3 protein-coding genes are annotated in these 5222 nt (G+C 71.9%); 2 read left to right on the forward strand and 1 reads right to left on the reverse strand.

Annotated elements, in window-relative coordinates; genetic code table 11:
- Positions 1–12: 12 nt before the first annotated feature.
- Complete coding sequence (locus RIM90_RS30380; protein ID WP_309063955.1) at positions 13–1233, reverse strand: hypothetical protein; 1221 nt, start codon at positions 1231–1233, stop codon at positions 13–15.
- Between the two features lie 353 nt (positions 1234–1586).
- Here RIM90_RS30380 and RIM90_RS30385 point away from each other — a divergent pair, with 353 nt between their 5' ends.
- Positions 1587–3050 (forward strand): aminotransferase class III-fold pyridoxal phosphate-dependent enzyme, encoded by a 1464-nt coding sequence (locus RIM90_RS30385; RefSeq protein WP_309063956.1) that lies wholly within the window; start codon positions 1587–1589, stop codon positions 3048–3050.
- A 244-nt stretch (positions 3051–3294) separates the two neighbouring features.
- On the forward strand, positions 3295–5222 hold a 1928-nt coding region (locus RIM90_RS30390; RefSeq protein ID WP_309063957.1), incomplete at its 3' end, for an ATP-dependent DNA helicase.

A 5222-nucleotide genomic window follows, 5' to 3' on the forward strand; every position in this document is an offset into this window, starting at 1 on the left:
GGGACGGAGCGGTCACTGGCCGGCGAACTTCTCGCTGACCGCGTCGTACACGCCCTTGGCCTCGTCACCCAGCCGCGGACCGGCCAGCCAGCCCGACGTCACCGGGCCGATCGAGGTGTTGGACACCAGCGCCGGCTTGCCGTCCGAACCCGCCGCGACCCAGCCGCCGCCGGACGAGCCGGCGGTCATGCTGCACCCGATGCGGTACATCGTCGGGTCGGACGCGTCGAGGGACAGCCGGCCCGGGCGGTCCTGGCAGCGGTACAGCGCCTGACCGTCGTACGGCGGAGCGGCCGGGTAGCCGATCGCCGTCACATCCTTCACCTGTGGCACGGCCGGGGCCTCGAAGTCCACCGGCAGTGCCGAACCGACCGTCTCCTCCAGCGACTTGCCGCCGCTGCCCTTCTCCGGCGTCACGTGGATGACGGCGAAGTCGTACGCGGCGCCGTCACCGCCCGTCGAACCGCCCTGCTCGATCCACTGGTCCGAGGTCTGCGCCCAGTCGCCCCACCAGACGCCGTACGGAGCGACCTCCTCCTTGGTGGCGCTCTCGAGCTCCTCGGCCGACTTGCCCGCGTCGTTGTACGACGGCACGAAGGCGATGTTGCGGTACCAGCCGCCCTTCTTGCCGGCGTGCACGCAGTGGCCGGCCGTCCAGACCATGTTGGACTTGCCGGGGTTGGCCGGGTCCTGCACCACCGTCGCGGAGCAGACCATCGTGCCCTCGGGGGAGTCGAAGAAGACCTTGCCGGCGGTGGGGGCGTTGGCGTGGTACGACGGCGGGACGGCCTGCGCCTGCACCGGTTCCGGCGTCGGGTCCGTCACGCCCTGGTCACCGGAGATGTCGCTGTCGTCGACCTCCTGGTCCGGCTCCTCGGCCTCCCGCATGCGGTCCGGGTCCCACAGGTCCTCGATGATCGGGTTGATGAACTCGTTGGCCTCGCGCAGCCAGTCGTCCTTGCTCCAGTCCTTCCAGGCGCCGTCCTTCCACTTGTCGATGTCGATCCCGTGCTCCTTGAGCCGGTCCTTGATGTCGTCCGGGATCTTGAGCTTGCCGTCGTCGGCAGCGGCGGTCGCGGAGGTGTCGGCACCCGCGTCGGCGTTCCCCGACTCACAGGCGGTGGCGGTGAGCGCGAGCGCCGAGGCGAGCGCGACGGCGGCCAGGACGGGGGAGGTTCCGCGCCGTGTCCTCCCCCCTCGGCGAGCGGTGGACGACGGCCGTATGGATCGCATGATCTGACTCCCCCTGGAATGGACGAACTTGGTGCTTCGGCCGTGTTCACGCGTGAACCCACGCGCAGTTCACAGGTGCTTTCACGGCCTTCGGGAACGGCACCACACACTATGCGCTCGCTGTGGGGGACAACCGACGGAACGGCAACGGTTCCGTCACGGCAGGGATCTTGAGGCAACCCGTAACCCGGTGAGCGGTCCGGGGTTGGTAGCGGTGGGGCCCACCGCCTGCGTGGCGTCCCCGTGCCCGCGGCCGGCGGGAGCACAGCGAAGGACGGAGAACGGTGGGGGAATTCACGCACGGGGGGCGGAAAACGGCAGGCCCGGGTGTCCGGCCCGCTGCCGCGCAGGCCGTGACGGTGACCACCACCGCGCACGAGGGCATCCTGCGCCGCCAGTCCGCGCGGGAGTCCGCGGCCCGTACCTGTGCCCCCGCCCTGCCGATCGTCCCGGTGAGAGCACGCGGAATGACCATCGAGGGCGCGGACGGACGCCGTTATCTCGACTGCCTCTCCGGCGCCGGAGCGCTCGCCCTCGGGCACAACCACCCTGTCGTACTCGAGGCGATCCGCAAGGTCATCGACTCGGGCGCACCGCTTCACGTCTCCGGCCTGGCGACCCCGGTGAGGGACGCCTTCATCACCGAGCTGTTCCGCACACTGCCCCCCGGACTCGCCGACCGCGCGCGCGTGCGTTTCTGCGGACCGGCCGGCACCGACGCCGTGGCGACCGCCCTCCAACTCGTCCGCGCGGCGACCGGCCGCGCCGGCGTGCTCGCGTTCACCGGCGCCCACCACGCGCTGGCCGCCGGATCTCCGGACGCGGCCCGTTCCGCGTCCTCCGGTGCGCAGATCACCCTGCTGCCCTATCCGCAGGACTACCGCTGCCCCTTCGGCATCGGAGGCGAGCGCGGAGCCGAACTGGCCGCCCGCTGGACCGAGTCCGTCCTCGACAGTCCCGCCTCGGGCGTACCGCTTCCCGCCGGGATGATCGTCGAGCCCGTGCAGGGTGACGGCGGGGTGCTCCCGGCGCCGGACGCCTGGCTGCGGCGCATACGGCGTCTGACGGCCGACCGGTCCGTCCCGCTGATCGCCGACGAGACCCTGACGGGGGTCGGACGGACCGGTGCCTTCTGGGCAGTCGAGCACAGCGGGGTCACGCCCGATGCGATGGTGCTGTCCGCGGCCATCTGGGGAAGCCTGCCGCTGACCGTCGTGGTCCACCGGGACGACCTCGACAACGGCGCCTCCGGCACCCACACCGGCACGTTCCCCGGCAACCAGCTCGCCATGGCCGCAGGCACGGCGACCCTCGGCCACGTCCGCGAGAACGGCCTCGCCGAGCACGCGGCCACGCTGGGCGCCCGCATGCTGGACCGGCTCCGGACCCTGGCGGGTGAGCTCGCCTGTGTGGGAGAGGTGCGGGGACGAGGGCTGATGATCGGGGTCGAACTGGTGGATCCGGAGGGCGGGGACGACGAGGGTCACGGCATCACTGGTCCGGGGCCGACGGTGACGCCGGACGGCACTCGGGGGTACCGGCCCCGCCCCGCCGCGCCCGAACTCGCGGTCGCCGTGCAGCGGGAGTGCCTGCGGCGCGGCCTGATCGTCGACCTCGGCGGCCCCTGCGCGAGCGTCGTACGGCTGTTCCCGCCCCTGACGACCACCGACGGACAGGCGGGCGCGGTGCTCGACCGGCTTGCCGATGCGCTCCAGGCGGCGGCGCGCGCCCCCTTCGCCCACCGCCGGGCGGAACAGCACCGCCACCCGCCCCGCGAGCCCCATCACCCCGCGGGCCGCACCGAGCGGACGGGGTGACGGGTGGCCGCGGCGCACGAGAGCCCCCTGTGCCTCCTCCCCGACGGACGTCCGGGTCCACGGACCACTCACGCGCGGGGCGGGTGCGACCGACGCCCGTCCCCGCCGGTGCGGGTTCCCGTGCCGACGCCGGGCCGCGGCCGGTCGTCGCCGCCCCGATCCGAGGAGCCCTGGTCTTGATCACACCCCCCGTCCTCACCGTGATCGCCCGAATGTCAGTGCCGGGCCGTAGGGTGGTCGCGCTATGACGAAGCCCTCACTCCCCGAACTCCTGCATGCTGCCGTCACCGCCGTCGGCGGTACGGAGCGTCCCGGCCAGGTGGCCATGGCCGAAGCCGTCGCCGAGGCGATCGACGACGGCTCCCACCTGCTGGTCCAGGCCGGCACCGGTACCGGAAAGTCGCTGGGTTACCTGGTGCCCGCGCTCGCGCACGGGGAGAGGGTCGTCGTGGCGACGGCCACCCTGGCCCTGCAGCGCCAGCTCGTGGAGCGTGACCTGCCGCGCACGGTCGAGGCGCTGCATCCCCTGCTGCGTCGTCGCCCGGAGTTCGCGATGCTCAAGGGCAGGTCCAACTACCTGTGTCTGCACCGTCTCCACGAGGGCGTACCGCAGGACGAGGAGGAGGGCCTCTTCGACCAGTTCGAGGCGGCCGCGCCCACCAGCAAGCTGGGCCAGGACCTGCTGCGCCTGCGCGACTGGTCGGACGAGACGGAGACCGGCGACCGGGACGACCTCACGCCCGGCGTGTCCGACCGGGCCTGGTCCCAGGTGTCGGTGTCGTCGCGGGAGTGCCTGGGCGCCACGAAGTGCGCCTACGGTGCGGAGTGCTTCGCCGAGATGGCCCGTGAGCGCGCCAAGCTGGCCGAGGTGGTCGTCACCAACCACGCCCTGCTCGCGATCGACGCCATCGAGGGCGCGCCGGTACTCCCGCAGCACGAGGTGCTGATCGTCGACGAGGCCCATGAGCTGGTCTCACGGGTCACCGGAGTCGCCACCGGGGAGCTCACCCCGGGCCAGGTCAACCGCGCGGTGCGCCGCGCCGCGAAGCTCGTCGACGAAAAGGCCGCCGACCAGCTCCAGACCGCCGCCGAAGGCTTCGAACGACTGATGGAGCTGGCGCTTCCGGGCCGGCTGGAGGACATCCCGGAGGACCTCGGCTACGCGCTCATGGCGCTGCGCGACGCCTGCCGGACCGTGATCTCCGCGATCGGTAACACCCGCGACAAGTCCGTCCAGGACGAGGACGCGGTCCGCAAACAGGCGCTGGCCTCCGTGGAGAGCGTGCACGACGTGGCGGAACGGATCACGAACGGCTCCGAGTGGGACGTCGTCTGGTACGAGCGCCACGACCGGTTCGGCGCCTCCCTGCGCGTCGCCCCCCTGTCCGTCTCGGGCCTGCTGCGGGAAAAGCTCTTCGCCGACCGTTCCGTCGTCCTGACGTCCGCGACACTGAAGCTGGGCGGCGATTTCAACGGCGTGGGAGCCTCTCTGGGCCTGGGTCCCGAAGGGACCGAAGGCGATGACCTTCCTCAGTGGAAGGGTGTCGACGTCGGCTCGCCGTTCGATTACCCCAGGCAGGGCATCCTGTACGTCGCCAGGCATCTGGCCCGTCCGGCCCGTGACGGTGACCGCGCGGACATGCTCGACGAGCTCACCGAGCTGATCCAGGCGGCGGGCGGCCGCACGCTGGGGTTGTTCTCCTCGATGCGGGCCGCCCAGCTCGCCGCCGAGGAACTGCGCTCCCGGATCCCCGAGTTCCCGATCCTTCTGCAGGGTGAGGAGACGCTCGGTGAGCTGATCAAGAATTTCGCGGCCGATCCCAGGACCTGCCTCTTCGGCACGCTGTCGCTCTGGCAGGGCGTCGATGTCCCGGGTCCGAGCTGTCAGCTGGTCGTCATGGACAAGATCCCGTTCCCGCGTCCGGACGACCCCCTGATGAGCGCCCGCCAGAAAGCCGTGGAGGACGCGGGCGGCAACGGCTTCATGGCGGTCGCCGCCACCCACGCGGCGCTGCTCATGGCGCAGGGAGCCGGCCGTCTCGTACGTGCGTCGGGGGACCGGGGCGTGGTGGCCGTGCTGGACCAGCGGCTGGCGACGGCCCGCTACGGAAGCTATCTGAAGGCTTCGCTGCCCGACTTCTGGTACACCACGGACCGCAACCAGGTCAGGAA

The organism is Streptomyces sp. (assembly GCF_031181555.1).
GTDB classification, from domain to species: Bacteria; Actinomycetota; Actinomycetes; order Streptomycetales; family Streptomycetaceae; genus Streptomyces; species Streptomyces fimbriatus.